The following is a 23,117-nucleotide window of genomic DNA, read 5'->3' as shown; positions in this document are numbered from 1 at the left end:
TGCAGTGCCTAGTTTTTAAATATGTAGCTAATGCCGAAACGTATCGTTTGGAGGCCTAGTACATGAAGAAACGCGCCAGTGCTCTCTTCGTCGCGATGGGTTTGTTTGCCGTCGTATCGGCCGCGCAGGCCCAGGACAACGCCGTCCAGCCTCAGCAGACATTCAAATTCCGGCCCAATTCATACGGCTGTTTGTCGAAAGATAAATTCGATTCCGCCGATAAACACGCGAAAGCCGGCGAGCAGCAGCAAATGCAGCAGTTTTTCGAAGGCTACGAATGCATATCGACACCGGTCGAATCGCATTTTCGGGTATTGCGCGTCGTCGGTCATGACGTCGAATTCGTGAACGCCGCGAATAACGACACGCAAGGCATGTGGACCGCGGATCGATTCATCGATCAATAAGCGCTCCGATTATTCGAAACTCCGGCTTGCCGGCGCGGTTTGAGACTTCGCCGCCGAGTTTCACCGCGCCCGATGCGCGCGCATCCGGGCTTCCATTTCTGCATCAATTCGCCGCACAATATCGGACTCGTTTGCGTCCGATGTGCGGTGCTCAGTCCCGCCATGCCGCTCCCCTCCAACTCATTCGCCAGGCGACCGCGCCGGCGCTCATTGCTGCATGGCTCTCAAATCCACCATCTACAAGGCCGATCTCCAGATCGCCGACATGGATCGCCACTACTACGGCGATCATTCCCTGACCATCGCGCGGCATCCGTCCGAGACTGATGAACGCATGATGGTGCGCGTTGCGGCGTTCGGCCTGTTCGCGAGCGAGCGGCTCGAGTTCTGCAAAGGACTATCCGATACGGACGAGCCCGACCTTTGGCAGAAGGATCTCACTGGTCAGATCGAACTGTGGATCGAAGCGGGTCAGCCGGATGAACGACGCATCGCGAAGGCGAGCGGGCGCTCGGATCGCGTGGTGATCATCGCGTATGCGGGCAAGACGGCGGATATCTGGTGGCATGGCGTGAAGGGCAAGGTCGAACGCCTGCGTAACGTGACGGTGTGGTCGCTCGCGGATGGCGTCGCGGAGGCGCTCGGCAAGCTGGCCGAACGGACCATGCGGCTTCAATTGATGGTGCAGGACGGCGAGGCATCGCTGGGGAGCGCGACGGTCGATCCGGTTGCCATTCGGTGGAATGTGCTGAAGGGGGCGGTGGAGTGAGTTTGCATTTGCGTCCCGCCTCGTTGCGATCGGCGATTTGAAGCGCAGAAAAGGAAAAGGGCTTGGCGTAATGCCAAGCCCTTTTGAAATCGTGGTGGAGAGGAGGAGGATCGAACTCCCGACCTTCGCATTGCGAACGCGACGCTCTCCCAGCTGAGCTACCCCCCCAACGAATGAAGATTCTACCACAGCACCTAAGGCGAAAAGCAAGCCGAAGGATCGTCGAACCGTCGCGCTATTTCTGCGGCGCGCCGGCCAGCACCCATGCGACGACGGTCTTGATATCGCCATCGTTCATCGCCGGGTGCGAGGGCATCGGGATCGATCCCCACACGCCCGCGCCGCCATCCTTCACCTTCTTCGCGAGCTTCGCGGGCGCCTGCGCATCGCCCTTGTACTTCGCGGCGACCTGCTGGAAAGAAGGCCCGACCAGCTTGCGATCCACCGCATGACAGCCCATGCACGCATTGCTGCGCGCGATGGCGATTGCATTTGCCGTCGATACCGGCTGATCCGCCGCGACCGCCGACATCGACACGAACGCGCACGACACCACCGCAACCAACGCGGCAACCACCCTTGCTTCGAACATCATCGACACCTGTCACTTACCCGAAGTGGAACCGCCCGGATGCACGTCCGAGTTCTTGACCGGCGCGGGCGACTGCTGATCCAGCGGCCGCGACGTCACCGATGAATCCGGCACCGCGCCGACCGTCGCATCCGTTGCGGGCGCACTCGCTGCCGGCGCGCTCGCGCCCGATGCCGCCGCCGCTTCCAGCGCCTTCGCCTCGTCCGGCTTGATGTACTGGAAGACCTTCACGACCTGCTCCACGCCCGGCACGCGCGCCGTGACGTCCGCGCCATGCGCGCCCTCATCCTGCGTGACGAGGCCCATCAAATAAACGATGCTCCGCTCGCAAACCACCTTGTAGTAATTCGCGGACAGATCCTTCTCGCCGACCATCGCGGTCTTCACGCGGCCTTCGAGATACGAATCGTTGGCGCGCGACGAATACGAGCTCGCCGGCTGCACCGCCAGTTCGTTGACGATGCTCCCCACGTTGTTGATCTCGCGGACGACGGCTTCGGCGCGCTGCTTCGACGCATCGTCGGGCACTTCGCCCGTCAGCAGCACGCGCCGGTTGAACACGGTCACGTTGACATGCGCCTGATCGGACACGTTGTCCTTGATGCGCGAGAGCGCCTTCACCTGAATCTCGCGGTCTTCGGTCTGCGCGCCGAGCGTGCGGCGATCCGTGGCGATCAGCGTGCCGCCCGCAGCCGCGCCGACCACGGCGAGCGCGCATCCCTGCAATGTCAGCGCGACGCCGGACAACAGGCTCACCATCAGCGTGGCGTTCGCCAGCGCCGCCTTGACGCGTGTCTTCTTCATCAAATCCGTTCCCCTTATTGAAGTTCAGTCTTCGCCCAGCAGCATCGCGTCGATGCCGTCGCACAGGCAATGGATGGTCAGCAGATGGATTTCCTGGATGCGCGCGGTCCGCTCGGACGGCACGCAGATATGGATGTCGGTATCGACGAGCACTTCGGACATCACGCCGCCGCCGTTGCCGGTCAGCGCAATCACGATCATCTCGCGCTCGTGCGCCTCCTGAACCGCCGCGAGCACGTTGACCGAATTGCCCGATGTGCTGATGGCGAGCAACACGTCGCCCGCCTGGCCGAGCGCGCGCACCTGGTTCGAGAAGATCTGCTCGAACGCATAGTCGTTGCCGATGGCGGTCAGTATCGATGAATCCGTGGTCAGCGCCACGGCCGGCAAGCCCGGACGCTCGCGCTCGAAGCGGCCGATCAAGAGCGCGGCGAAGCGTTGCGCTTCAGCGGCCGATCCACCGTTGCCGCATACGAGAATCTTCGAGCCGTTGGCGAGCGCGCTGAAGAGCGTGTCGACGGCGGCCGCGATCGGGACCGCGAGCGAATCGAGTGCTTCGAGTTGGAGCGCGGCGCTGTCGCGGAATTGCTGTTGAATGCGTTCGACTGACATCGACTCTCGGTTATCGGCCGCGACGATGCGGCGTTCGTTGCATGTGATGGCAGCGCGAGGCGCGCGTCCCGTGTTGAGTCTGCGCAGTTTACCGCATGCGTCATGCGCTTAACCGTGCGCTCAGGACTCGTCGGCGCGAAACGCATCCGGAATCCAGCGGATGCGGCCCGCATCGAAAGCGATCACATCGAAACGGCACGCCGGCAACGCGCCGCGCCACGTCGTCAGATAGTGCTGCGCCGCGCGCACGATCCGCCCGCGCTTCGCCGCGCCGACGCTAGCCGCCGCATCCGCGAAACGCCGGCTGCTGCGCGCACGTACTTCGACGAACACGAGCGCGCCGCGTTCGTCGGTCATCACGAGATCGATCTCGCCGCCCCGGCACCGCACGTTGCGCGCGACGAGGCGCATGCGCTGCCGCTGCAGATAATCGAGCGCGCGCGCTTCGAAGGCATCGCCGAGCGTTTTGGACATGAGCGTCTCGCTAAAGTTGTCGACCGTGCGCGTGGCAAAATATCGTCCTTTCCCTGCACGCCCGCGCACATGCTTCAAATCTCCGAATTGGCCGACGGGCAGCACTATCCGACAGGCGCGCTCTATGTGGTCGCGACGCCCATCGGCAATGCCGCCGACATCACCGTGCGCGCGCTGCATGTGCTCGCGCTCGCGGATCGCATCGCCGCCGAAGACACGCGCAACACCGCGCAACTGCTCGCGCGCTACGGCATCTCGAAGCCCTCGATCCCCGTTCACGAACACAACGAGCGCAGCGCCGCCGAACGCGTGATCGAGCATCTGCGCAATGGCGAGCGCATCGCGTGCGTGTCGGATGCCGGCACGCCCGGCATTTCGGACCCGGGCGCGCGTCTCGTCGATGCCGTGCGCGAAGCCGGCCTGCCGGTCGTTCCGCTGCCGGGCGCGAGCGCCGTCATCACCGCGCTGAGCGCGGCGGGCGCGTGGGTGAACGGCTTCACGTTCGTCGGCTTTCTGCCGGCCAAAGCGAAGCAGCGCGCGTCGCAGCTTCGCACGCTGGCCAAGCATCCGATGGCGCTCGTGTTCTACGAAGCGCCGCATCGCATTGTCGAGACCACGCGCGCGCTCCTCGATGCGTTCGGCGGCGACCGGCAACTGCTCATTGCACGCGAGTTGACGAAGTTACACGAGAGCCTGCATCGCTGCACCCTGGCCGAAGGGCCAACGTGGCTCGAAGGCGATGCCAACCGTCAGCGCGGCGAATTCGTGCTGGTGGTTCAAGGCGCGCCGGAGGCGGAGGAAGCGGAAGACGCGCACGACGCGCTGCTTTCCACGCTGCTGGAAGAGTTGTCGGTGAAGAGCGCCGCGCGCATCGCTGCGACGTTGACAGGCGCGTCGCGCAATACGCTTTACGAGCGCGCGCTGCGGCTCGGCAAGCGGCAGGAAGAAGAGTAGAAAAGCAAAGGGCCGTCGATCGACGGCCCTTCGTATATCGAACGCGCGATGAACGTTCAGTTCACGTTGTCGTCGGCGAGCGATTGCGACTGTTCGCGAGCCGCACGCGCTTCCTGCTGCGTGAGACCTTCGATCTTCACCTTCTGCGTGCCCACGCCGCGCATGCCGAGCGCCGACGCAGCCGCGTACGACAGATCGATCACGCGATTGCCCACGTAAGGACCGCGATCGTTGATCTTCACGACGACGGTCTTGTGATTCGACTCGTTCGTCACGCGCACCCACGAAGCCAGCGGCAGCGTACGGTGCGCGGCGGTCATCGCGTTCATGTTGAACTTCTCGCCGCTCGCGGTCTTGCGCCCGTGGAACAGGCGGCCGTACCACGATGCCTTGCCCTTCTGCTCGAAGTTGCCGATATCCGGACCGGACGTGATCGGTTCGGCGTTCGCGAGCGACTGGCCTTTGTCCGCGTCCTGCGACGGCAGCGAATTCAGCTTCGAGTCAAAAGCGAGCGGCGCATCGGAGCGGGCACTCGGCGTGCTGACAGTATTTGCCGTCTGATGATAAGACGATGCAGGCGGTACGGAAGCAACGTCGCCCGAACCCGGCGCCGCGCAACCGGCCAGCACCCCAACGGCTAGCAAGCTTGCGATATGTCGAATGAATCGAACATCCATAGACGTGTACCAACGGTAAAAGGGCCGCCGCGCCGCGCCGTTAAGCGCGCGAAGGCAGCCATAGGCTTTTCCGCGCAAAGCAGCGCGCCGTTCGATCGTGCGAACGGCGGACTGATGCCCGGATGCGGCGTACGTGTGCCGCAAACGCCCGGTTATCGTTCACGTCTGGCGCAACCTGTCCCCGGCAGCCTGACCAGACCCCACATGCCGCCATCGAACGTGGCATCACGCTCGTGCTCGCCTCGACCACGAGACGACGCAGGAACGGCGGCGTAGGCCCCATCCAGCGTGACGGCGGCTAAGGCCATCGAACGGACGCGCGGCGCCCGGCTGGACAAGACGTGTGCACCTACGAGAAGGTGCTTTGAGTTGCAGTTGCGAGGCTTTTGGCCCCTAACAGCGTACTGATGGTGATTGTAAAAAACGCTCTGGCGTTCAACGATCACCCGTTGACGGCATGGTGAAACCAATGCACAAGTGAAGGCATTATACAAAAAAATCGGGGTCCGGCTGCGCGGACTGCGAGAATCGTCATTGATTCTCGCTATGACCGTAAGAATTGCCGCTTTTTTGAGCGATCTGGCGCGTCGCCGCGCGCTCCATCGTCGCCGGCAGCCCCCGGTACAATGAACGTTTTTACACGCGCGTCGGCACTTTAGACAGACCCATGAAAGTCATCCTTGTTCCCGTGACGCCCTTCCAGCAAAACTGCTCCATCGTCATTTGCGAGGCGACGCAGCGCGCGGCTGTCGTCGATCCGGGCGGCGACATCGAACGGATCATCGCGGAAGTCGAGCGAAACGGCGCGACCGTCGAGAAGATCCTGCTGACGCATGGCCATCTCGATCACTGCGGCGGCGCAAAGGCGCTGGCGGACCATTACGCCGTGCCCATTGAAGGTCCGCACAAGGAAGACGCGTTCTGGATCGACCAGTTGCCCGCGCAGACTCAGCGCTTCGGCTTCTCGAACGCCGAGGCGTTCACGCCCGAGCGCTGGCTGGAAGACGGCGACACGGTCCGCTTCGGCGACGAAAGCATGGAAGTCTATTTCTGTCCCGGCCACACGCCGGGGCATGTGGTGTTCTTCAGCCGCGCGCATCGGCTGGCTTTTGTGGGCGACGTGCTGTTCGCAGGCTCCATCGGACGCACCGACTTCCCGCGCGGCAATCACGCGCAGCTCATCCAGTCGATCCGCGAGAAGCTCTGGCCGCTCGGCGACGACGTCACGTTCGTTCCCGGCCACGGTCCCGCATCGACATTCGGCGAAGAGCGACGCACCAATCCGTTCGTGCGCGATGGAGTTGCAGCATGAACGCGATCCCCGAAATCTACGTCAGCACCGATGTCGAAGCCGACGGCCCGATTCCCGGTCCGCATTCGATGCTGAGCTTCGCGTCGGCGGCGTACACGGCGGACAAGCAGCTCATCAGCACGTTCTCCGCGAATCTCGAAACGCTCGAAGGCGCCGCGCCGCACCCGGTGCAGGCCGCATGGTGGAAGACGCAGCCCGAAGCGTGGGCCGCGTGCCGTACGGATCTGCAGAAGCCGGAAATCGCGCTCGTGCAGTATGTGGAGTGGGTCGAGGCGCTGCCGGGCAAGCCGGTGTTCGTCGCCTATCCGGCGGGCTTCGACTTCACGCACATGTTCTGGTACATGATGCGCTTCGCGGGGCGCTGCCCGTTCTCGTGGTCCGCGCTCGACATCAAGACGCTCGCCTTCGCGATGACCGGCCTGCCGTATCGCAAGGCCATCAAGCCGCGTCTGCCGAAGCACTGGTTCGATGAACTGCCGCATACGCACGTCGCGCTGGACGATGCCATCGAGCAAGGCGCGCTGTTCTGCAACATGCTCGCGGAACTGCGGGCGACGCACGAAGCGGCGGCAAAAGCGGTCGAAAATCCGACGCCATTGGCCGGCGACGCATCCGAAAGGTAAAAACGCGCCGTCGAGCCGGGGAGTTAGGGAAACTACCTCATCGCGCCGCCGTTGCATTGCCTTTCTTTTCTGGCGCCTCTACTATGAGAGTCAAATCGCGACCGAACGGAGGCGCAGTTGACTCTCGATACGTTCTCACAAAAAATCCTGCGTCTTCTGCAACTGGACGCCCGCCGTTCCGTTCAGGAAATCTCCGATCAGGTCGGGCTTTCCAGCACGCCGTGCTGGCGGCGCATCAAGGACATGGAGCAGTCCGGCGTCATCCAGCGCTACACCGCGCTGCTGGACCGCGAAAAGCTCGGCCTGCATGTTTGCGCGCTCGCGCATATTCACCTGACGCGGCACACCGAAGGCGGCGTCGAGCAGTTCGAACGCGAGATCGCCACGTGCGCGGAAGTCACCGAGTGCTACAGCACCACGGGCGAATCCGATTACATTCTCAAGATCGTCGCGCCCGACATCAAGGCGTACGACGCCTTCCTGCATGACCGCATCTTCAAGATTCCGGCGGTCGCGCAGGTTCGCACGAGCGTCGTGCTTCGGGAAATCAAGTTCGATACGCAATTGCCGCTGTGAAACGGCGCGCGCTGCATTCGCTGCGCTAGCGTGCCGCGTGCTTCGCCGGTTCGAGCGCGGCGTGTTTCATCTTCTGCGACACGCGAATCTCGCGCGCGCCGAGCATGCGCCTGAGCGCGTCCAGGTCGATGCTCGCGAGCCGCGACGCGGTCTCGCCTTCGGCGACGTGCGGCAGGACGATCTCCACGTCGAAACCGCGCTTCAGATAATGCAGATTGAGCGCATCGGCGGCTAAGCCCTGCTCCGCGAGCGCGCGGCGCACGGCTTCCGTGACCGTCGAGCGCAGCGGGTAATTGCCCGGCAGCGGATTGGCGGAATCGCTTTCCGGATCGACATGAATAAGCGCGTCGATCACGCGCGAATCCGCGAGCATATGCGCCCGCGCGGATTCCGCAATGAAATGGCCTTCGGAAACGGTAATCAGCGGATCGACGAGGATATGGGCGTCGACAATCGCGAGGTCGCCCATTTTGCGCGTGCGCAGTTCATCGACATCCCGCACGCCCGGCGTGCGCAGCAAAATGTCGCGTAAATCGGCGGTGGTCGCTTCGTCCAGTGCGCGATCAGAAAGATCTTGAAGCGCATCCCACGCGAAGCTCCATCCCATTTTTCCGATCATGAAACCGACGAGCGCGGCGGCAATCGGATCGAGAATGCGAAAACCCGCGAGACTTCCCACGATACCGAGCGCGACGACGAGCGAAGAAGCCGCATCCGACCGCGCATGCCACGCATTCGCGACGAGCATTGCGGAGCGCACGCGTTCGGCGGCCCGCAGCATATATCGAAAAAGCGCTTCCTTCGAAACCAGGACGATTATCGCGACAGCCAGCGCGCTCGCGTGCACGGCGGGAATATCCTGAAGATGCATGATGCGCGTTCCCGCGCGCCATAACATTCCCGCGCCCACGGCGATCAACAATCCGCCGAGGAATAAGGACGCGACGGTCTCATACCGGCTGTGACCGTAGTTGTGATCGATATCCGGAACGGCAGCGGCCTTTTTGTTCGCGATCAATACGACAAAATCCGACACGAGGTCCGCCAGCGAGTGAACGCCGTCCGCAATCAAAGCCTGGGAGTGCGCGATTATTCCGACGACCAGTTGCGCAACCGTCAGCCCACTATTTAGCGCAATACTCGTCCACGTCGTGCGGACGGCGACCGCCTGTTTCTCCGCTGCGTCCGTCCCTGAAAGTGACATGTAATTTATCTCGTGTTCTCAACGACTTATTTTAACAGCGCGGCGTAATGCCGGCGCACCGCCGTCATCGACGAAGCGCTTATGAATCAATGGCCTATGAAGCTTCAGTCGGCCCGCCAGGAGATTCGCATCGGCAAAGAAAAAGCCGCGCAAAAGGCGCGGCTTTCGTGCTTCTTCTAATTCGGTGCTGCTTGCTGCTGATTCGGCGCTGCTTATTTGCCGATCAGGAAGCTGTCACGGTCCTGGCCCGCAATCCACTTCGGCGGCTTGCCGCGACCCGACCAAGTGCTGCCGCTTTCCGGGTCGCGATATTTCGGCGCAACGCCAGAACGGCCACGCGACGATGCCTTCGCGGATTTGCCGCCACGGCCACCGGCCAATTCCTGAAGCGTGATGCCATAATCGGCCATCTTCTGCTTGATCTCATTAAGCACTTCGGCGTATTCGCGCGACTTCGCTTCTTCGATCTGACGTTCGAGAGACTCGCGCTGCGCGAGCAGTTCCTTGTATGAAGGCATGGCAATTCCTTGGTAGTGTGCTGTTCTGCGAGTCGATGCCCGCTCTATCGGTTATGAGTATAGCCTCGGACTGGACCGCAGATTAACACAAAACCGATTATGGCGGCATGCTCCGTTGTCATTAACTGAATAACGCTATTGGCTCGTAACATTTGCCGACAATGCGGCACTTTTCAAAGTTGTCGCTGTTCGTCGAAATTAAGCGAAAACGTCGTGCACGTTGCGATAGCATGAAATGAAAGCACTGCGCGCAGTCCTACGAAAACTTCCATGCGATGGGAACTTCTTAGCCAAGGCTCATTCGCGAAGGGCAATTTTAGGAATCGATCCACTTATCGCGGCCTCGTGCTCATGCTTGCCGCTCTAAACAGTCGATAACCGCCGCTTTCAAAGCGTCCCTTGTGAGCTTGGGGTTATCGAATGTAAAACGATTGCGAGTTCCGTCAGTGATCAAATCGCAGCCATAGCGATCAATCCCCAATAACTCCACATTTGTGGGACGGCCCGCATAAGCATCGAAGAATTCGCATAGCGACGATTCGTCCGTGGCGGCGAGCGGTTCCAACGAATCGATGTCTTCGCCGCCGAGCCAGCCCATCGCGCCGAATCCGCCGATAAACCGCATCCGTTCCGGCTTCATTACCCAGAATGCGAAATCTCCTAATTGCAGATAACGCTCCGCGTCGGGGTGATACCGCAAATAGCGCCGCGCCAGTTCAGCGAGCTCGTTTTCCGCCGCCGGCGCGAAGCTTCCGAGCAGCGTGAGCCGCTGGCCTTCGAGCACCTGGCCGCCCGCCGCGTGCGCGACAAGAAAGCCGGCGCGCGCATCGGACTCGAGATTGCGTGTGTGCTCGGCCAAGCGGCTGATGAGCAGCATCGGCGCATGGCGGGCGGTCGGCGCGAAAGGCAGCGCGGTCGGATAAGGAAAGCCGGCGGGCTCGCGCGAATGCGTGGCGAGCGTGCCGACGGACATGCGATGAATGAGATGCAGCGGCGCCTGCGGCGGAATGTTCATGCCGTTAGTCCAGAATGTGTTCTGAAAATGGTAATGCACCGCCTGCGAGCGTGTCTCCTGGCCGTTCGATAGAATCGAAAGCGCCGGATGGCATGCTGTCCGGTTGTCCTGCGTCTCTCAGGCGCACCGCCCGCATCGCGCCACTCTTTTCGACGGTTTCTCCGTGTCCGACTCGACTACCGCCTCCTCCGCCTGCGAGTCCAATCCGACGCTCGCACTGCATCGCAGCCTCCCTCACGCGACCCGCCAGCGCGCCCGCTACGCGACGATGGCCGTCTTCTTCATCGCCGGCATGATGTACGCCTCGTGGGGCGTGCACGTGCCGACCGTGCGCGACAAATTCGCGCTCAGCCCCGGCATGCTGTCGCTCGCGCTCTTCGCCGTCGCGGGCGGCTCCATCTTCGCGATGCTCACCACCGCGTCGTGGATCGCGCGCGCCGGGACGCGCACCGCATGCATTGCGGGCGGCATCACGATGACCGTCTGCGGCGCGCTGATCCTCGTCGTGCCGAGCTTCTGGCTGCTCCTGATCGTGCTCGCGGTGTTCGGCTGCGGCATGGCGACGCTCGATGTCGCGATGAACGCCGAAGCCAGCGCCGTCGAAGAAGCGCTCGGGCGGCCGATCATGTCGTCGCTGCACGGCATGTTCAGCATCGGCGGGATGGCGGGCGCCGCGATCGGCGGGGCGCTCATCGCGCACGGACTCGCGCCGGCATTGCATCTGGCGCTGGCGTCGGGGGCGAGCGTCGTCGTGCTGCTCGCGTCGATGCCCTCGGTGCTGCCTCACGTGCCGCATCACGAAGCGCACGCGAAGGCGTCGTCGTCGAACCGCTGGCGCTCGGGCGCGCTGTGGGCGCTCGGCGGCCTCGCGCTCGTCGCGTTGATCGCGGAAGGCGCGATGTACGACTGGGCCACCGTCTATATGCGCGACGTCGTGCTCGCCTCGCACTCGCTCTCCAGCGCCGCGTACGCCGCCTTCTCGGGCGGCATGGCGGCTGGACGCTTCGGCGGCGATGCGGTGCGCGCGCGGTTCGGCGCGCCTCAGCTCGTGTTCGGCAGCGCGGGGCTCGCGTTCATCGGCATGTTGATGGCGCTCGTCTTCCCGAACGCGCTCGTCACGATGACCGGCTTCACGCTGATGGGCCTCGGTCTCGCGAACATGATGCCGGTGCTCTTCGCGGCGGCTGCGCGCGTCGAAGGCGTGACGGCGGCCGAAGGTCTCGCGCAGGTCGCGGGCCTCGCGTATTTCGGCTTGCTGCTCGGGCCGGTGCTGATCGGCGGCGTGGCGCAGGTGAGTTCGCTGCCGGTCGGACTATGCGTCGTCGCGGCATGCTGCGCGGCGATCACGCTGATCGGTCCACGCATCCTCAAGCGGCTGAAGATATAAAAAAACGCGCGGACCTTCGCGGTCCGCGCGTCTTTCAGGACGAATGTCCGACGACGTTACATCTTCACGACGTCGAGCAGCGTCTTCTTGCCCTTCTTGTAGTCGTACAGCGAGATCACGCCGTGCTTCAGGTCGCCCTTCGAGTCGAAGCTCGTCTGGCCGATCACGCCCTTGTAGTCCGTATTCGGCATCGCGGCGAGGATCTTGGCCGGATCGACCGAGTTCGCACGCTTCATCGCGTCGACGATGATGTACACCGCGTCATACGTGAACGGTGCGTAGATCTGGATCGGCTGACCGAAGCGCTTCTGGAACTTCGCGCCGAACGCCGCGCCGCCTTCCATCTTCTCGAGCGCCATGCCCGCTTCCGAGCACACGACGTTGTCGGTCGCGTCGCCGGCCAAGTCAGCCAGCTTTTCCGTGCAGACGCCGTCGCCTGCCAGCACCTTCGCGCGCAGGCCGAGCTGCTTCGCCTGCTTCGCGAACGGGCCGCCGGTCGCGTCCATGCCGCCGTACATCACGGCGTCGGGGTTTTCGCCCTTGATCTTCGTCAGAATCGCGCGGAAGTCCACGGCCTTGTCGTTGGTCGCGTCATGCGAAACGACCTTCAGGCCGAGCGACTTGGCGGTCTTCTCGAACTCGTTCGCGAGACCCTGGCCGTAAGCGGTGGAGTCGTCGACGACCGCGACGGTCTTCACCTTCAGGCTCTTCGCCGCGTAGTTGGCGAGCGCCGGGCCTTGCTGCGCATCGGTCGCGACGACGCGGTACGTCGTCTTGAAGCCTTGCTGCGTGTAGGCCGGGTTCGTTGCCGACGGCGAGATCTGAACGATGCCCGCGTCGCTATAAATCTTCGATGCCGGAATGGACGTGCCGGAGTTCAGGTGACCGACGACCGCGACGACCTTGTCATCGACGAGCTTCTGCGCGACTTGCGTAGCGGTACGCGGGTCGGCTGCATCGTCTTGCGGGTCCAGTTGAAGGGTGATCTTCTCGCCGCCGATGGTGAGACCCTTCGCGTTGATCTCTTCGACTGCGAGCCGCGCGCCGTTTTCGTTGTCCTTGCCCAGGTGAGCGATACCGCCGGTCAGCGGTGCGACGTGACCGATCTTGACGACCTGGTCGGCTGCTGCGGACGTTGCCAACGTAGCGAACAGCACGGCTGCAGCGCTGATCGGCAACACTTTGTGAAGCTTGGTGTTCATGTAAGTCTCCAGTTTCGGTCCAAAACAACGACAACGTAATCGCCCTGTGCCCCGTCTTTCATCACGATCGCTCAGTCCCGTGGACGACCACGCCGGATGCATCGTCATGCACTTGGGAAGTCCTTCCGGCGGCCGTTCGTGGCGGCCGCCATCCGCACTGCGCGCAAGTGTAGGGTTGTCAAATTAATTTAGGGAAGTTTTTTAAGATACTGGTGCGACTACCGATTAACGGCCAGTTGAGAAGCCCGCGACTTTGTGGTGGCGATTCGACGCGAACGCACTGCCCATGCGGGTTTCGAGGGCATCGGCGGGTACCTGCTTCGCGCGTTCTTCAACTTCCTCGCGACGCTGCCGATAATCCGCCGTCCTATCTTCATTAGCCTGTTTTATAAGCCCGCTTTTACGCTGCGTTTAGACATGGACCTCTAAAAATCGCCTGCTTCGTCAAACGGCGTGCCAGCGCGCCGCGCGGACGACGCGTCCGCGCTCAGGCGACTGAAAGGGAAAGCTGGCACACTCACTCGCCTGCATCTCATATTCAACAAGCAAGGAGTATCGACGTGACCGTTTCCGTGACTTCCCGATGGATCGACATCCCCGCCGACGGCGGCAGCTTCCAGGGTTATCTCGCGCTGCCCAAGTCGGGGACCGGGCCTGCGGTCATCATCCTGCAGGAAATCTTCGGCGTGAATTCGCATATCCGCAGCGTCGCGGATCAATATGCCGCCGATGGCTATATCGCGCTTGCGCCCGACGTTTTCTGGCGCACGCAGCCGCGCGTCGAACTGAGCTACGAAGGCGCGGATCGTGAAAAGGCGATGGAACTGCTGCAAAAAACTGACCTGGATACGGCCGTCGCCGATGTCGGCGCGGCAGCGAAGGCGCTGCGCGCGTTGCCCGAAGTGAACGGAAAGGTCGCCGCGATCGGCTATTGCTTCGGCGGCCGGCTCGCGTATCTGGCGGCGGCGCAAGGCACGGTGGACGTGGCCGTCGCGTACTACGGCGGCGGCATCCAGAATCAGCTCGACAAGGCCGATCAAGTGAAAGCGCCGATTCAATTCCACTACGGCGAACTCGACGCCCACATTCCCGCCGATGCCGTCGACGCCGTTCGTCAGCGCTTCGCGGGCCGCGCAAACGCCGAGCTATATGTGTATCCCGGCGCCGATCACGGCTTCAACTGCGGCGAGCGCGCGTCGTACAACGCGAAGGCATCCGCGTTCGCGCACGGACGCACGCTGGCGTTCCTCGGCGAACATCTGTAAGAAGCAGGAGGCGCGCGGTGGATGTCGCGCGCCTTTTCATGACGTCGCTGTGGCGGCGTCATATCAGCGCAGGCAATCCTTCCACGAGCAGAAACGCGACGAGCACGCCGACGAGCGCGCCGAATGCCCTGAGTACGTTGTTCTTGAAGTGCGACGCGCATGGAATGGCGCCGAGAAACAGCGCGCCAGCGAGCGCCATCGGGATGACAAGAATGAAGTCGCCGATCGTGAAATACGTCATGGTGCGTCTCCCATCGTCCTGCTTTTCGTTCTCGATGCACACGCATTAAACGCGCCGCATCGACGATTCGAGTATAGGCCCCATGCAAACGCGTGTTGCCGGACAATGGACGGCCGAAAAGCGACCTCGCCGCGAACGCCCTTGTGGCATAAGGCGCGCGCGGGAGTTTTTTTAAGCGGACGCGGTAAACCCTAGGTTTCGTCGTATTTCATTCGGCTTTCGTCTGATGTGCCGCCGCGCGTTCACGCACGTTCAGATAAGCCGCCGACGCGAAGCCGACCACCAGCAACGCCGCGATCAGCCCCGCAACGCCCGGCCATCCGAACGCGGTCCAGAAATGCCCGCCGTACGATCCGATCAGGCTCGACCCGAGGTAATACGCGAGCAGGTAGAGCGCGGCGGCCTGTCCCTTCGCTTGCGCGGCGAGCCGTCCGACCCAGCCGCTCGCCACCGAATGCCCGGCGAAAAAGCCGAACGTCACGCACGCGATCCCGCCGATGATCACCGGCAGCGACATCGACAGCGTCAGCGCCACGCCGATCATCATCAGCAGCACGCTCGCCATGAGCACGCGTCCGCGTCCGAAGACATCGGCCATCTTGCCGGACCACGGAGACGCGACCACGCCCGTCAGATAGACGGTGAAAATCGCGCCGATCTCCGTCTGATTCAGGCTGAACGGCGCGCCGAGCAGCCGATAGCCCGCATAGTTGTAGAGCGTGACGAAGCCGCCCATCAGCACGAAGCCGATAAGGAACAGAAACGGCAATCCGCGATGCCGCAGATGCCCCGCGAGCGAGTTCCGATGATGCGCGAAGCCGACGCCGCGCCGCGGCTTGAAGCGTCGCGAAGGCGGCAGGAGCGAGCGGAACGCGAACGTCGCGAGCAGACCGAGCAGACCGATTCCGCCGATCGCCACGCGCCAGCCGAAAAAATCCGCGAGCACGCCGCTGATCACGCGCCCCGCCATGCCGCCGATCGCGGTTCCGCCGACGTAAAGCCCCATCGCGAGACCGAGCCCTTCGGGATGCACTTCTTCCGCGAGATACGCCATCGCGACGGCGGGCACGCCGCCGAGCGCGAAGCCTTCGAGCGCGCGCACGACGAGCAGCGCGTGCCAGTCCGGCAACAGCGCCACGATCACCGTCAGCACGGACGACGCGAGCAGCGACAGCGTCATCAGCCGATGCCGGCTCCAGCTTTCCGAGACGAATCCCGCGATGAAGATCGCGATAGCCAGCGCCGCCGTGCTCACCGAGACCGCAAGCGCGCTCACCGCGGGACTCACGCCGAAGGATCGCGTGAACTCGGGAAGCAGCGGCTGCACGCAGTAGAGCAGCGAGAACGTGGCGTATCCGGCGAACAGCAGCGCGAGCGACGCGCGCCAGTACGCGCGCGAGCCGCGTTCGAGATAGACGGTGGAATCGTCGGTTGAGGGACGCTGCGGCGCCGGTGAAGCGTTCACGAATGAAGTCTCCGCTTAAAACGGGAAACCCGTAACGATACGCCGTTCCTAAGGGTTTTGCCTGATGCAGCGCGCATTCTGCATGCCGCAACACAGGTCTGGCGCTTGCGATGTCTGCGCTAGGCAACAATTCACGGCTTTCGGCATCGCGTTCGCGCGCCGCCGTGCGCTAAAGTAAGCGCACAATCGTTCATGAAAGCCGCGCGTGTCGCGCTTTGCGTAACAAAGACGCGGCGATTGTCGGTGCACGAGCCGTGAAAAAGCCTGTGCGGGGTGCAACACTTGCCCGGCGTATCATTCAGTTGATCGCCGGCATGCAAACGGGGATTCATCATGCAAATCGGTTCGATTGTCCGCTCCGTGCATATTGCCGTGCCTCAGGGCGCACGCGGCATCGTCATGCGCATTCTCGGCGACATGGCCATGGTCGCCTGGTACGCGGGCGAGCCCGGCGTGACCAAGCTGCTCAATACCGAGCCGTTCTTTCTCGAAGACCTGATCGATACGGGCGACGTCGTGCGTCCGTCGAACACGGTCGTCCATTGAGCGGCGATTTCGCCGTCGTGCCGGCCGCCTGAAGGCGGGGCACAATGTCGGGATGAACGCACATCATCCCGATTCCACCGGCGCGTCCGACGACGACGCCCCGCCCTTCGCCGGCCTCACGCCCGAGCGCGTGCTCGATGCCGTCGACGGTCTCCTGATGCCAGCAGGCGCGCGCACCGACGGTCGCCTGCTGCCGCTCAACAGCTACGAGAACCGCGTGTATCAGGTCGGCGTGGAAGACGGCCCGCCGGTGATCGCGAAGTTTTATCGACCGAAACGGTGGTCGAACGAAGCGATTCTCGAAGAGCACGCGTTCGTCGCGAGCCTCGTCGCGCGTGAGATTCCGGCCGTGCCGGCGCGCGCGTTCGAAGGCACGACGCTCCACGAATTCGACGGCTTTCGCTTCTCCGTCTTCGAACGGCGCGGCGGGCGCGCCCCGGACCTCGATCGCCGCGACACGCTCGAATGGCTCGGGCGATTCATCGGGCGCATTCACGCGGTCGGCGCGATCGAGCCGTATCGCGAGCGGCCGACGCTCGATATCCAGACGTTCGGCTATGAGCCGCGCGAATTCCTGCTGACGCATCGCTTCGTGCCGGACGACGTTCGCGAGGCATACGAGCGCGTCGTGGAGATGGCGCTCGAAGGCGTCGCGCAATGTTTCGAGCGCGCGGGCGATGTCGCCCGGCTTCGGCTGCACGGCGATTGCCATCCGAGCAACGTGCTCTGGACCGACGCAGGCCCGCATTTCGTCGATTTCGACGACAGCCGCATGGGTCCCGCGATTCAGGATTTATGGCTGCTGCTTCCCGCCGGTCGCGCGGAAGCATCGCGGGCGCTTGCCGACCTGCTCGCCGGCTACGAAGACTTCCGCGAGTTCGATCAACGCGAGCTGCATCTCGTCGAGGCGCTTCGGACGCTGCGCCTCATTCACTACGCCGCGTGGCTCGCGCGCCGCTGGAACGATCCGGCTTTCCCCGTCGCGTTCCCGTGGTTCAACACGCAGCGTTACTGGGAAGACCGCATTCTCGAGTTGCGCGAGCAGGTCGGGGCCATGCAGGAAGGCCCGCTCTGGCCCGTCTGAAATTTTTCGTCACACACGCGGACTGTCAGGCAATCGCAATGGATTGTATTCCGCAATCGCGCATGTAATGATAACAATTCTCATTTTGCCGCTCTTCGATTGCCACGTCTGATGCGATCGGGGCGCGGCTTTGTCCAAGAACGCCCCGACTCCGGAGAGACGCGTGAACGCGCCTGACACCTTCAAGCCTCAGCCGACGAGCGGCTCCGCTCAATATCGCCCGCATGGACGCCTGATCGACGACGCCGAGCAGATCGTCCGCAAGAACCGCTCGCGTCGTTCCACGTTCCTCAAGTGGCTGCGCAAGGTGCACGGCTGGGTCGGACTGTGGGGCGCGATTCTCGGCCTGCTGTTCGGCATGACGGGCTTTCTCCTCAACCATCGCGCGCCGCCGATGCGCATTTCCACCGGCGAGCCGCAGGTTTCGCAGATGCAGCTTGCGCTGCCCGCGGGCGGCTTCGAGTCGCCGCGCGACATGGGCGCGTGGCTCAAACGCGAACTGAAGATCGACGGCAATCTGGGCCGCACGCGTCGCGAGCCGGCGCATCCCGTCGGCTGGGGCGACAAGAGCACGATGCAGCCCGAGCAATGGTCCACGATGATCTCGACGCCCGGCAGCAGCGTGATGGCGGAATACTGGGTGGGCAACAACTTCGTCTCGGTGAAGCGCACCGAGAACACCTTCCTCGCGATGATGACGAATCTGCACAAGGGCGTCGGATTGGGCGTCGGCTGGGTGCTTCTCATCGACACGCTCGCGGGCAGCCTGATTCTGCTTTCGCTGACGGGCGTCTTGCTGTGGACCGAGCTGAACAAGCGCAAGACGGTGGGCGCGGCCATCGTGACGGTGTCGCTCGTCGCGATGATCGTCTGCGGCCTGATGTGATGCGCGCGGGCTGCTTCCTCAAGCGGTCCGCTTTCCCTCGCGCGGGTGATGCCGTGTAATCAAACGCCGCACGCTTCGCTGCTGCCCGCCACTTCGCGCGCCGCCTTCGCGCCTTCCACGCGCAACAGTTCGGGCAGCGAAACGCCGTTCTTCGCGGCGGTGACTTCCGCGAGAATCGACACGGCGATTTCCGGCGGCGTTCTGCTGCCGATGAAAATTCCCACCGGCCCGTGCAGCCGCGCGAGTTCGGCATCGCTCAAATCGAATTCCTTCAGGCGCTCCCGCCGCGCCGCATTATTTCGACGCGAACCCAGCGCGCCGACATAGAACGCGGGCGTCTTCAACGCTTCCATCAGCGCGAGATCGTCGAGTTTGGGATCGTGCGTCAGCGCGATGACGGCGCAGCGCTCGTCGAGTTTCATGTCCATTACGGTGTCGTCGGGCATGGTGCGCACGATCGTCGTTCCCGGCACGTTCCATTCGTCCGTGTATTCGACACGCGGGTCGCAAACCGTGACGTGATAATCCAGCCCCACCGCGATGCTGCACAGATATCGCGACAACTGACCCGCGCCGATCACGAGCATGCGATAACGCGGACCGTGGATGGTGAGCAGCGTCGCGCCGTCGAAGACGACGCCATCCGTCGCTTGCGCGGGTCCGAGATGCGCCGCGCCCGTCGCCATGTCGAGCGTGCGCGCGACGAGCCGCCCGCTTTCCACCGCCGCGCACAGTTCAGCGATGCCGCTCTCGCGCGTGAGCGGCTCCAGCACGAGCTGGATGGTGCCGCCGCACGGCAAGCCGAACCGGTGCGCCTCTTCCGCGCTGATGCCGTACTTCACCGCTTCGGGCTTCGTCTGCTCGATGCCCCGCTGCCGCACGCGATCGATCAGATCGTCCTCGATGCAGCCGCCCGACACGGAACCGACCACGTGTCCATCGCCGCGCACCGCGAGCATCGCGCCCTCGGGCCGCGGCGACGATCCCCACGTCTTCACCACCGTGACCAGCAACACGCGCTTGCCCTCTTCGAGCCATTGCGCGCTGTGTTTCAGGACTTCGAGATCCACGCTGTCCATGATTTCTTTCCTTTCTCTTCCTTTTCGCCCCCGGATTGATCGTCGGCGGGAATGTCCTGCGACTCCTGCGCTTCGTTCGGCTCTTGCCCGCCCTGCAACTGCGCGCCGAATCGCTTGAAGAACTCAGCTGCAATCTTACGCGCTGCGCCATCCACGAGGCGCGAGCCGATTTGCGCGAGCTTGCCGCCCACCTGCGCATTCGCGCTGTAGCTGAGCTTCGTGGTGTCGGCGTCGTCGCCCGGCTCCAGGTTCACCTTCGCGCTGCCCTTGCTGAAACCGGCCGCGCCGCCCTGACCTTCGAAGACGATCGTGTACGTGTGCGGCGCGTCGATGTCCGTCAGTTCCATCCTTCCCTTGAAGCGTGCCTTGACCGGGCCGACGGCGGCAGTCATCCCGATGGCATAGGCATTTTCACCGTCCGCCTCGATGCTGTCGCAGCCGGGAATGCACGCCTTCAGGATCGCTGTGTCGTTGAGTGCTTCCCATGCGCGCGCCTGCGGGACGGGCAGCGTATGCGTTTCGGTCAGTTCCATCGCGTATCTCCTCCATGCGTGCGGGCACCGCGCGCCGGGAGCGCCGCGAGTTCCCGCCCGACAGCGGCCAGGCTGTCGAGGTTGTGAGCCGCGAGCATCGCATCGACGTGCGGCAGGATCGCGCGCACGCCGCGCGCGCGGGGCGTGAAGCCGGGGTATCGCAAAAGCGGGTTCAGCCAGACGAGCCGATGCGCAAAGCGCTTGAGCCGCGCCATTTCGGCATCGAGCACGTCGATGGCTTCGTGATCCAGTCCATCGGTGACGAGCAGCACCGTCGCCCGGCCGGCAAGCACGCGGCGCGCCCATCGTCGATTGAATTCCGCGAGCGCCGCCCCGATGCGCGTGCCGCCCGACCAGTCCGCCACCTGTTCGCCGAGCGCGGTGATCGCGACATCGGGATCGCGCTCGCGCAGCGTCCGCGTCGCGTTCGTCAGACGCGTACCGAAAAGGAACACTTGCAGGCGCTCGCGCGATTGCAGCAGCGCATGGCAGAAGTACAGCACGGCGCGCGAATACGCGCTCATCGAACCGGAAATGTCGAGCAGCAAGACGAGCGGCGGCCGGCGCTCCACCACCGCGCGATACTTCCACACGGTCCAGTCGCCGCCCGCGCGCACGGCCTGACGCGCGCTCGCGCGCAGATCGGCGTGCGTGCCGTGCGATGCCGCCTTGAGCCTGCGCGTCGGCTCCGTGGCGAGCGGCAGGCGATGCGCGCGAATCTGATGCCGCAGCGCGCGCCATTCGTCGGCGGTGAGCGTGTCGAAATCGCGATGACTCAGGCGCTCTTGCGCGCTGAAGCTCATGCGCGCGTAAGTCTGTTCGGGCTTCGATTCGGGCGCGGGCGCCGTCTTCTGGCCGGAGCGCGAGGCCAAGGCATCGGCGAGACGGTTGTTGCGCTTAGGCGGCGGCGCACCGCTTTCGACTTTCGGCAGCAAGAGCGCGCGCAGCTTGCCTTCCCAGTCGGGATCGCGCCAGAAGAGATCGAACGCGGAATCGAAGATATCGCGCTCGTCGGCGGCGTGAACGAGCAGACACGCGAGCGTCGCGCGGACATCGTCGCGGCGGCGAAGGTCGATGAAACGCAGCGCGTCGAGCGCATCGACCGCGTGCGCCGGCGACATGCCAAGCCCCGCACCCCGCAACAGGCGCACGAAATGAACGACGTTGCGCGCGAACGGTTCCATCGTCACGCCTTGGCCGCCTTCGACAAACATTGCGCGAGCGTCGAGGCATCCATGCGCGCGAGATCGTCCTGATACTTGAGCAGCACGCCTAGCGTGTTCTGCACCGATTGCGGATCCAGTTCCGACACCGACAGCGCCGCCAGCGCCCGGCACCAGTCGATGGTTTCAGCCACGCCCGGCGCCTTGAACAGCTCCATCGTGCGCAATTCGTGGACGAACGCGACCGCCCGCGCCTGCAACGCGCGACTCGCTTCGGGCGCGCGCGCCGCGACGATCGCGAGTTCGACATCGCGTTCCGGATACCCGATCCACTGATACAGACAGCGGCGCTTGAGCGCGTCGTGGACTTCGCGCGTGCGGTTCGACGTCATCACGACGAGCGGCGGCCGCGCCGCGCGCACCGTGCCGTACTCGGGAATCGACACCTGAAAGTCCGACAGCAGTTCGAGCAGGAACGCTTCGAACGGCTCGTCGGCGCGATCGATTTCATCGATCAGCAATACGCGGCGCGCGGCGGCGTTGTCGGGATCGGGCAAGAGCGCCTGAAGCAGCGGACGCTTCAACAAAAACTCCCCGCGATACAGCGAATCGTTCGACGGCGTTTCGCCCGATGCCTCCGCGAGCCGCAGCGCCATGATCTGGCGCGGATAGTCCCATTCGTACAGCGCGCTCGCGGTATCGAGGCCCTCGTAGCACTGCAGCCTAAGCAGCGTCGTGCCGCACAGCCCCGCCGCCGCCTTCGCGAGTTCCGTCTTGCCGACGCCCGGCTCGCCTTCGAGAAAAAGCGGCCGCTGCATTTTCAGCGCGAGAAAGAGCGCCGTCGCCAGCTCGCGGCTCGCGAAGTACTGATGCTCGCGCAGGCGGGCGAGCGTGTCGTCGATCGAATCGGGCTCGCTCTGCATCACGCCGAAAACGACATCGCGCGCTCGATCGCGCGGCCCGCGAGCACCGGGATCAGATGCGCGCGATATTCGGCGCTCGCGTGCATGTCGTCGTTGAGGTCGTCGGCGGAAATCGTCACGCTGCGCGCCGACGCCACCGAAAAGTCCTTCGACAACGCCGCCTCCAGCTCCTTCGGACGGAAAACGGAAGGCGCCGCGCCCGTCACGCCGACGCGCACGCCATCCGCGAGCTTCGCGACGAACACGCCGACGAGCGCGAAGTGCGACGCGGGATTGCGAAACTTCTCGTAGCCCGCGCGCTCGGTCAGCGGAAACTCGACGGCGGTGATCAGCTCGTCGGGTTCGAGCGCGGTCTCGTACATGCCGATGAAAAAGTCATCGGCCGCGATACGCCGCCGGTCCGTCACGATGGTCGCGTTCAGCGCGAGCACGGCAGCGGGATAACACGCGGCGGGATCGTCGTTGGCGAGCGAACCGCCGATGGTCCCGCGCTCGCGCACCTGTCTGTCGCCGATGCGGCTCGCCAAATCCGCGAGTCCGGGCAGCGCGCGCTTCACATCCGCGTTCGATGCGACCTGCGCGTGGCACATCGCCCCGCCGATGGTCAGCTTGCCGCCATCGAGCGTGATCGTTTTCATCGACGCGATGCGCGTCACGTCGACGAGCGCCGAAGGCTGCGCGAGCCGCAGGCGCATGGTCGGCAGCAGGCTTTGTCCGCCTGCGAGAAATTTGGCGTCGCCGTTGGCGGAGAGCGCGGCCACCGCCGCTTGCGCCTCGTCCGGGCGTTGATAGTCGAATGTGTACAT

General features: G+C 63.8%; 27 protein-coding genes and 1 tRNA gene. 11 read left to right on the top strand and 17 right to left on the bottom strand.

What is annotated here, in order from left to right; translation table 11 throughout:
* Positions 1 to 62 precede the first annotated feature (62 nt).
* Both sap1 and AWB72_RS01305 read left to right on the top strand, forming a co-directional pair.
* A complete protein-coding gene (gene sap1, locus AWB72_RS01310) occupies positions 63 to 407 on the top strand; it encodes a surface attachment protein Sap1 (protein ID WP_040053233.1) in 345 nt (114 codons plus the stop codon).
* A 217-nt stretch (positions 408 to 624) separates the two neighbouring features.
* Positions 625 to 1,176 (top strand): YaeQ family protein, encoded by a 552-nt coding sequence (locus AWB72_RS01305; RefSeq protein ID WP_040053234.1) that lies wholly within the window; start codon positions 625 to 627, stop codon positions 1,174 to 1,176.
* A 92-nt stretch (positions 1,177 to 1,268) separates the two neighbouring features.
* Here the strand turns inward: AWB72_RS01305 and AWB72_RS01300 are convergent.
* From AWB72_RS01300 to AWB72_RS01280, 5 genes are all read right to left on the bottom strand, one after another.
* A tRNA-Ala gene (locus AWB72_RS01300) sits at positions 1,269 to 1,344 on the bottom strand.
* 67 nt (positions 1,345 to 1,411) lie between these two features.
* Complete coding sequence (locus AWB72_RS01295; protein WP_167550936.1) at positions 1,412 to 1,771, bottom strand: c-type cytochrome; 360 nt, start codon at positions 1,769 to 1,771, stop codon at positions 1,412 to 1,414.
* Positions 1,772 to 1,780: 9 nt separating this feature from the next.
* Positions 1,781 to 2,572: a BON domain-containing protein gene (locus tag AWB72_RS01290; protein ID WP_040052750.1), complete on the bottom strand. Its 792-nt coding sequence runs from the start codon at positions 2,570 to 2,572 to the stop codon at positions 1,781 to 1,783.
* A 24-nt stretch (positions 2,573 to 2,596) separates the two neighbouring features.
* A complete protein-coding gene (locus tag AWB72_RS01285; RefSeq protein ID WP_040052751.1) occupies positions 2,597 to 3,184 on the bottom strand; it encodes a phosphoheptose isomerase in 588 nt (195 codons plus the stop codon).
* Positions 3,185 to 3,304: 120 nt separating this feature from the next.
* Positions 3,305 to 3,658, bottom strand: coding sequence for a YraN family protein (locus AWB72_RS01280; protein ID WP_040052752.1), 354 nt, complete (start codon positions 3,656 to 3,658; stop codon positions 3,305 to 3,307).
* 69 nt (positions 3,659 to 3,727) lie between these two features.
* Here AWB72_RS01280 and rsmI point away from each other — a divergent pair, with 69 nt between their 5' ends.
* A complete protein-coding gene (gene rsmI, locus AWB72_RS01275) occupies positions 3,728 to 4,612 on the top strand; it encodes a 16S rRNA (cytidine(1402)-2'-O)-methyltransferase (protein ID WP_040052753.1) in 885 nt (294 codons plus the stop codon).
* 56 nt (positions 4,613 to 4,668) lie between these two features.
* On the opposite strand, the gene AWB72_RS01270 is transcribed toward rsmI, so the two are convergent.
* On the bottom strand, positions 4,669 to 5,289 hold the full coding sequence (locus tag AWB72_RS01270) for a septal ring lytic transglycosylase RlpA family protein (protein ID WP_040052754.1): 621 nt from the start codon (positions 5,287 to 5,289) through the stop codon (positions 4,669 to 4,671).
* A gap of 667 nt (positions 5,290 to 5,956) precedes the next feature.
* On the opposite strand from AWB72_RS01270, the gene AWB72_RS01260 reads away from it, so the two are divergent.
* From AWB72_RS01260 to AWB72_RS01250, 3 genes are all read left to right on the top strand, one after another.
* Entirely contained in the window at positions 5,957 to 6,601 is a 645-nt protein-coding gene (locus AWB72_RS01260) for an MBL fold metallo-hydrolase (protein ID WP_040052755.1), read from the top strand.
* Positions 6,598 to 7,224 (top strand): 3'-5' exonuclease family protein, encoded by a 627-nt coding sequence (locus AWB72_RS01255; protein ID WP_040052756.1) that lies wholly within the window; start codon positions 6,598 to 6,600, stop codon positions 7,222 to 7,224. Before AWB72_RS01260 ends, AWB72_RS01255 begins: the two co-directional genes overlap by 4 nt.
* Positions 7,225 to 7,341: 117 nt before the next feature.
* The gene (locus AWB72_RS01250) at positions 7,342 to 7,800 is read left to right on the top strand and encodes an Lrp/AsnC family transcriptional regulator (protein WP_040052757.1); all 459 of its coding nucleotides are present in this window, start codon (positions 7,342 to 7,344) and stop codon (positions 7,798 to 7,800) included.
* Positions 7,801 to 7,825: 25 nt separating this feature from the next.
* Here AWB72_RS01250 and AWB72_RS01245 read toward each other — a convergent pair whose 3' ends face one another.
* From AWB72_RS01245 to AWB72_RS01235, 3 genes are all read right to left on the bottom strand, one after another.
* Positions 7,826 to 9,004: a cation diffusion facilitator family transporter gene (locus AWB72_RS01245; protein ID WP_040052758.1), complete on the bottom strand. Its 1,179-nt coding sequence runs from the start codon at positions 9,002 to 9,004 to the stop codon at positions 7,826 to 7,828.
* Positions 9,005 to 9,216: 212 nt separating this feature from the next.
* Complete coding sequence (locus AWB72_RS01240) at positions 9,217 to 9,522, bottom strand: H-NS histone family protein (RefSeq protein ID WP_040052759.1); 306 nt, start codon at positions 9,520 to 9,522, stop codon at positions 9,217 to 9,219.
* Positions 9,523 to 9,871: 349 nt separating this feature from the next.
* A complete protein-coding gene (locus AWB72_RS01235) occupies positions 9,872 to 10,537 on the bottom strand; it encodes a HugZ family pyridoxamine 5'-phosphate oxidase (RefSeq protein ID WP_040052760.1) in 666 nt (221 codons plus the stop codon).
* A gap of 163 nt (positions 10,538 to 10,700) precedes the next feature.
* On the opposite strand from AWB72_RS01235, the gene AWB72_RS01230 reads away from it, so the two are divergent.
* Entirely contained in the window at positions 10,701 to 11,924 is a 1,224-nt protein-coding gene (locus tag AWB72_RS01230) for an MFS transporter (RefSeq protein ID WP_052450099.1), read from the top strand.
* A gap of 56 nt (positions 11,925 to 11,980) precedes the next feature.
* Here the strand turns inward: AWB72_RS01230 and AWB72_RS01225 are convergent, their stop codons facing one another.
* A complete protein-coding gene (locus tag AWB72_RS01225; RefSeq protein ID WP_040052762.1) occupies positions 11,981 to 13,126 on the bottom strand; it encodes a branched-chain amino acid ABC transporter substrate-binding protein in 1,146 nt (381 codons plus the stop codon).
* Between the two features lie 560 nt (positions 13,127 to 13,686).
* Here AWB72_RS01225 and AWB72_RS01220 point away from each other — a divergent pair.
* The gene (locus AWB72_RS01220; RefSeq protein WP_040052763.1) at positions 13,687 to 14,391 is read left to right on the top strand and encodes a dienelactone hydrolase family protein; all 705 of its coding nucleotides are present in this window, start codon (positions 13,687 to 13,689) and stop codon (positions 14,389 to 14,391) included.
* Positions 14,392 to 14,449: 58 nt separating this feature from the next.
* Here the strand turns inward: AWB72_RS01220 and AWB72_RS01215 are convergent, their stop codons facing one another.
* Together AWB72_RS01215 and AWB72_RS01210 are read right to left on the bottom strand one after the other, a co-directional pair.
* Positions 14,450 to 14,632, bottom strand: a complete 183-nt coding sequence (locus AWB72_RS01215) for a hypothetical protein (RefSeq protein ID WP_035968518.1) — start codon at positions 14,630 to 14,632, stop codon at positions 14,450 to 14,452.
* 208 nt (positions 14,633 to 14,840) lie between these two features.
* The gene (locus AWB72_RS01210; RefSeq protein ID WP_040052764.1) at positions 14,841 to 16,097 is read right to left on the bottom strand and encodes an MFS transporter; all 1,257 of its coding nucleotides are present in this window, start codon (positions 16,095 to 16,097) and stop codon (positions 14,841 to 14,843) included.
* A 333-nt stretch (positions 16,098 to 16,430) separates the two neighbouring features.
* On the opposite strand from AWB72_RS01210, the gene AWB72_RS01205 reads away from it, so the two are divergent.
* The 3 genes from AWB72_RS01205 (at position 16,431) to AWB72_RS01195 (ending at position 18,613) form a co-directional block, all read left to right on the top strand.
* Positions 16,431 to 16,643, top strand: a complete 213-nt coding sequence (locus AWB72_RS01205) for a hypothetical protein (protein WP_008352308.1) — start codon at positions 16,431 to 16,433, stop codon at positions 16,641 to 16,643.
* A 52-nt stretch (positions 16,644 to 16,695) separates the two neighbouring features.
* Positions 16,696 to 17,727 (top strand): serine/threonine protein kinase, encoded by a 1,032-nt coding sequence (locus AWB72_RS01200; protein WP_040052765.1) that lies wholly within the window; start codon positions 16,696 to 16,698, stop codon positions 17,725 to 17,727.
* A gap of 163 nt (positions 17,728 to 17,890) precedes the next feature.
* On the top strand, positions 17,891 to 18,613 hold the full coding sequence (locus tag AWB72_RS01195) for a PepSY-associated TM helix domain-containing protein (RefSeq protein WP_040052766.1): 723 nt from the start codon (positions 17,891 to 17,893) through the stop codon (positions 18,611 to 18,613).
* 59 nt (positions 18,614 to 18,672) lie between these two features.
* Here the strand turns inward: AWB72_RS01195 and AWB72_RS01190 are convergent, their stop codons facing one another.
* From AWB72_RS01190 to AWB72_RS01170, 5 genes are read right to left on the bottom strand one after another with little or no spacing between them, the layout of a single operon-like run.
* Positions 18,673 to 19,692: an XdhC family protein gene (locus AWB72_RS01190; protein WP_040052767.1), complete on the bottom strand. Its 1,020-nt coding sequence runs from the start codon at positions 19,690 to 19,692 to the stop codon at positions 18,673 to 18,675.
* Complete coding sequence (locus AWB72_RS01185; RefSeq protein ID WP_040052768.1) at positions 19,665 to 20,225, bottom strand: SRPBCC family protein; 561 nt, start codon at positions 20,223 to 20,225, stop codon at positions 19,665 to 19,667. Before AWB72_RS01185 ends, AWB72_RS01190 begins: the two co-directional genes overlap by 28 nt.
* The gene (locus tag AWB72_RS01180; protein ID WP_087127778.1) at positions 20,216 to 21,439 is read right to left on the bottom strand and encodes a vWA domain-containing protein; all 1,224 of its coding nucleotides are present in this window, start codon (positions 21,437 to 21,439) and stop codon (positions 20,216 to 20,218) included. The genes AWB72_RS01185 and AWB72_RS01180 overlap by 10 nt, the downstream gene beginning before the upstream one ends.
* Positions 21,412 to 22,311: an AAA family ATPase gene (locus tag AWB72_RS01175; protein WP_087127776.1), complete on the bottom strand. Its 900-nt coding sequence runs from the start codon at positions 22,309 to 22,311 to the stop codon at positions 21,412 to 21,414. The genes AWB72_RS01180 and AWB72_RS01175 overlap by 28 nt, the downstream gene beginning before the upstream one ends.
* Positions 22,311 to 23,117, bottom strand: coding sequence for an FAD binding domain-containing protein (locus AWB72_RS01170; protein WP_040052879.1), 807 nt, complete (start codon positions 23,115 to 23,117; stop codon positions 22,311 to 22,313). The genes AWB72_RS01175 and AWB72_RS01170 overlap by 1 nt, the downstream gene beginning before the upstream one ends.

Origin of the sequence: Caballeronia concitans (assembly GCF_001544615.1) — a bacterium.
Lineage (GTDB): Bacteria > Pseudomonadota > Gammaproteobacteria > Burkholderiales > Burkholderiaceae > Caballeronia > Caballeronia concitans.
This window is presented reverse-complemented; position numbering and strand designations above follow the sequence as displayed.

Bases quoted from the DNA above. Each gene is read 5' to 3' on its own strand.
- AWB72_RS01270 (WP_040052754.1), bottom strand. From the start codon at position 5,289: ATGGATGTTCGATTCATTCGACATATCGCAAGCTTGCTAGCCGTTGGG.
- AWB72_RS01185 (WP_040052768.1), bottom strand. From the start codon at position 20,225: ATGGAACTGACCGAAACGCATACGCTGCCCGTCCCGCAGGCGCGCGCA.
- AWB72_RS01255 (WP_040052756.1), top strand. From the start codon at position 6,598: ATGAACGCGATCCCCGAAATCTACGTCAGCACCGATGTCGAAGCCGAC.
- AWB72_RS01190 (WP_040052767.1), bottom strand. From the start codon at position 19,692: ATGGACAGCGTGGATCTCGAAGTCCTGAAACACAGCGCGCAATGGCTC.
- AWB72_RS01235 (WP_040052760.1), bottom strand. From the start codon at position 10,537: ATGAACATTCCGCCGCAGGCGCCGCTGCATCTCATTCATCGCATGTCC.
- AWB72_RS01205 (WP_008352308.1), top strand. From the start codon at position 16,431: ATGCAAATCGGTTCGATTGTCCGCTCCGTGCATATTGCCGTGCCTCAG.
- AWB72_RS01305 (WP_040053234.1), top strand. From the start codon at position 625: ATGGCTCTCAAATCCACCATCTACAAGGCCGATCTCCAGATCGCCGAC.
- AWB72_RS01280 (WP_040052752.1), bottom strand. From the start codon at position 3,658: ATGTCCAAAACGCTCGGCGATGCCTTCGAAGCGCGCGCGCTCGATTAT.
- AWB72_RS01290 (WP_040052750.1), bottom strand. From the start codon at position 2,572: ATGAAGAAGACACGCGTCAAGGCGGCGCTGGCGAACGCCACGCTGATG.
- AWB72_RS01175 (WP_087127776.1), bottom strand. From the start codon at position 22,311: ATGCAGAGCGAGCCCGATTCGATCGACGACACGCTCGCCCGCCTGCGC.
- AWB72_RS01285 (WP_040052751.1), bottom strand. From the start codon at position 3,184: ATGTCAGTCGAACGCATTCAACAGCAATTCCGCGACAGCGCCGCGCTC.
- sap1 (WP_040053233.1), top strand. From the start codon at position 63: ATGAAGAAACGCGCCAGTGCTCTCTTCGTCGCGATGGGTTTGTTTGCC.
- AWB72_RS01215 (WP_035968518.1), bottom strand. From the start codon at position 14,632: ATGACGTATTTCACGATCGGCGACTTCATTCTTGTCATCCCGATGGCG.
- AWB72_RS01200 (WP_040052765.1), top strand. From the start codon at position 16,696: ATGAACGCACATCATCCCGATTCCACCGGCGCGTCCGACGACGACGCC.
- AWB72_RS01225 (WP_040052762.1), bottom strand. From the start codon at position 13,126: ATGAACACCAAGCTTCACAAAGTGTTGCCGATCAGCGCTGCAGCCGTG.
- AWB72_RS01240 (WP_040052759.1), bottom strand. From the start codon at position 9,522: ATGCCTTCATACAAGGAACTGCTCGCGCAGCGCGAGTCTCTCGAACGT.
- AWB72_RS01260 (WP_040052755.1), top strand. From the start codon at position 5,957: ATGAAAGTCATCCTTGTTCCCGTGACGCCCTTCCAGCAAAACTGCTCC.
- AWB72_RS01170 (WP_040052879.1), bottom strand. From the start codon at position 23,117: ATGTACACATTCGACTATCAACGCCCGGACGAGGCGCAAGCGGCGGTG.
- AWB72_RS01180 (WP_087127778.1), bottom strand. From the start codon at position 21,439: ATGTTTGTCGAAGGCGGCCAAGGCGTGACGATGGAACCGTTCGCGCGC.
- AWB72_RS01295 (WP_167550936.1), bottom strand. From the start codon at position 1,771: ATGATGTTCGAAGCAAGGGTGGTTGCCGCGTTGGTTGCGGTGGTGTCG.
- rsmI (WP_040052753.1), top strand. From the start codon at position 3,728: ATGCTTCAAATCTCCGAATTGGCCGACGGGCAGCACTATCCGACAGGC.
- AWB72_RS01245 (WP_040052758.1), bottom strand. From the start codon at position 9,004: ATGTCACTTTCAGGGACGGACGCAGCGGAGAAACAGGCGGTCGCCGTC.